The sequence below is a fragment of the Actinomycetospora sp. genome (assembly GCF_055612215.1).
The window spans coordinates 1-2,712 of the sequence record NZ_JBVPVA010000565.1; the positions used below are offsets into that span (position 1 = coordinate 1).

Below are 2,712 nucleotides of genomic sequence, written 5' to 3' on the forward strand. Positions count from 1 at the left end.
AGCCGCCCCTTGGCCACGACCTTCGACGGCTCGACGTCGACGACGCCGACCTCGGACGCCATGATCACGAGGTCGTCGTCGGTCACCCAGTACCGGGACGGGCGCAGGCCGTTGCGGTCGAGCACGGCGCCGATCACGGTCCCGTCGGTGAACGCCACCGACGCCGGGCCGTCCCACGGCTCCATGAGGGAGGCGTGGAACCGGTAGAAGGCCCGACGTGCCGGGTCCATCTCGTCGTGGTTCTCCCACGCCTCGGGGATCATCATCATCACCGCGTGCGGCAGCGAGCGACCGCCCAGCGAGAGGAGCTCGAGGACCTCGTCGAAGCTGGCGGAATCCGAGACGTCCTCGGGACAGACCGGCATCGCGCGCTGCAGGTCCCCGGGGAAGAGGTCGGTGCCGAGAAGCGCCTCGCGGGCCCGCATGCGGTTGCGGTTGCCGCGGATGGTGTTGATCTCGCCGTTGTGCGCCATCGTCCGGTAGGGGTGCGCCAGCGGCCAGCTCGGGAAGGTGTTCGTCGAGAACCGGCTGTGCACGACGGCGATCGCGGACTGCAGCCGCTCGTCGCGCAGGTCCGGGAAGAACAGGGCCAGCTGGTCGGTGGTCAGCATGCCCTTGTAGGTCATGGTGCGGCTGGAGAGCGAGGCGATGTAGAGCCCGCAGCCCTGCTCACCGGACTCCCGCTCGGCCCGCTTGCGCACGATGTAGGCGATGCGGTCCAGGTCGATGCCGGCCAGCGACCGCTCGGGGTGCGCGACGAGGACCTGGGAGAACCGCGGCATCGCCGAGCGGGCGACGGAGCCGACGTCGGCGCCCTCCGGGTCGATCGGCACGTCGCGCCAGCAGAGGACCTCGAGGCCCTCCTCCGCGGTGATCCGCTCGAGCAGCGAGACGGCCTTGGCGTACTCGTCGTCGTCGGCGGGCAGGAACACCACGCCGGCGGCGTAGGCGTGCACGGGGGCGCCGCCGTCCTCGCTCGGGCGCGGGTCGGGCAGGGTGGCGTCGACGGTGGCGCGCAGCAGCTCGTCGGGCAGCTGCACCAGGATCCCCGCGCCGTCGCCGCTGGTGGGCTCGCTGCCCGCGGCCCCGCGGTGGTCGAGGTTGTGCAGCACCTGCAGCGCGTCGGACACGATCCGGTGGCTGCGACGGCCCGTCGTGTCCGCGACCGCACCGACACCGCACGCGTCGTGCTCGTACGCCGGGTCGTAGAGACCCTGGCGTCCGGGGTTGGTGGAGAACAGCACGGTGGGCGCCTCCTCGGGAGGGAGAGGGAGCGGAGCGGGAGCCCGTCCCGTCTCGGGCGGAGACGGTCGTGGACCCGGTCCGTCTCGGTCGTCGCGAGCCGGTGGTGGGAGACGGCGAGTGGCTCGGCCCGTCTCGACGGATACCCGGGGACGACGATGGCCCTGGAAGCGCCGATGGGTGGGTCGGGCGGTGACCCGGGAGCCGGCAGGACGACGCGGAACGTCGACGTTCCGCACCGTCGTGCGAGTCTAGCCCGCCGGGAGCCCGGACGACCCCGACGCGGAGCGTGATCGCCCCGACGTCGCGTGAAGCTGTCAGCGGGCGGCCGAAGGCGGTTCGGCCGTGGCCTCCTCCTCGTTCGCGGTCCCCTCGGGCTCGGAGTCGACGCCCGACGGTTCGTTCGCGCCGTGGTCCACCTCGCGGCCCGGGCCCGCGGCCTCCTTGCGGTTCTCGCGGGCCGCCTCCGCGTCGTCGGGGCCCTCACGGTCGTCGGTCTCGGGCCCGATGTGTCGGTGGTCGGTCACGTCAGTCGACGTACCCGGCGTCCCGGGGGCCGAACCGGGTTCCGGCCCGGGCATCGAGGCGGAGAGGTCCTCGCGGGGACCGCGGACCGCGATCAGGTAGACCACGGCCGCGACGAAGACGACGCCCGCGACCACGACGTTGATCCGCACGTCCCCGAACACCCGGGTCGCCGGGTCGGTGCGCAACAGCTCGATCACGAAGCGCCCGGCCGTGTAACCGGCCACGTAGACGGCGAAGGCTCGGCCGCGCGAGAGCCGCAGCCGCCGGTCGAGCACCACGACGAGGACCGCCACGAGGATGTTCCACACCAGCTCGTAGAGGAACGTCGGCTGCACGATCTCGACGGGGGTGCGGTCGAGCGCGACGCCGCCGAGGTTGTCGGGTGCGCCGGTGCCGGGGTCGACCCGGCGGTAGATCTCCAGCCCCCACGGGAGCGTCGTCGGCGCGCCGTAGAGCTCCTGGTTGAACCAGTTGCCGAGCCGCCCGACCGCCTGGGCGAGCACGATCCCCGGCGCCGCGGCGTCGGCGAAGGCGGTCAGCGGGACGCCCCGGCGGCGGCACGCGATCCACGCCCCGACCGCGCCGAGCGCGATGGCGCCCCAGATCCCGAGGCCGCCGTTCCACACGTAGAGCGCGGCCACCGGGTCGCCGCCCGGGCCGAAGTAGGTCCGCCAGTCGGTGGCGAGGTGGTAGAGCCGGCCGCCGACCAGGCCGAACGGCACCGCCCACACCGCGACGTCGATGACGAAGCCCGGGGCACCCCCGCGGGCGACGAACCGCCGGTCGGTCAGCCAGACCGCGAGGACGATGCCCGCGATGATGCAGAGGGCATACGCCCGCAGCGGGATCGGGCCGACGTGCCACACGCCCTGCGGAGGGCTGGGGATCGTCGCCGGGAGCATCGCTGCGAGCACGGGCCCACGCTATCGGGCGAGGGGACGG

Annotated in this window: 1 protein-coding gene and 1 pseudogene; both read right to left on the reverse strand. The window is 73.5% G+C overall.

Going from position 1 to position 2,712, the window contains the following annotated elements:
• Nucleotides 1-1,244, reverse strand: a pseudogene (locus AC0CYZ_RS15610) (glutamate synthase subunit alpha); the annotation flags it as partial.
• Nucleotides 1,245-1,559: 315 nt separating this feature from the next.
• On the reverse strand, nucleotides 1,560-2,672 hold the full coding sequence (lgt, locus tag AC0CYZ_RS15615) for a prolipoprotein diacylglyceryl transferase (protein ID WP_472216900.1): 1,113 nt from the start codon (nucleotides 2,670-2,672) through the stop codon (nucleotides 1,560-1,562).
• Nucleotides 2,673-2,712: the final 40 nt, after the last annotated feature.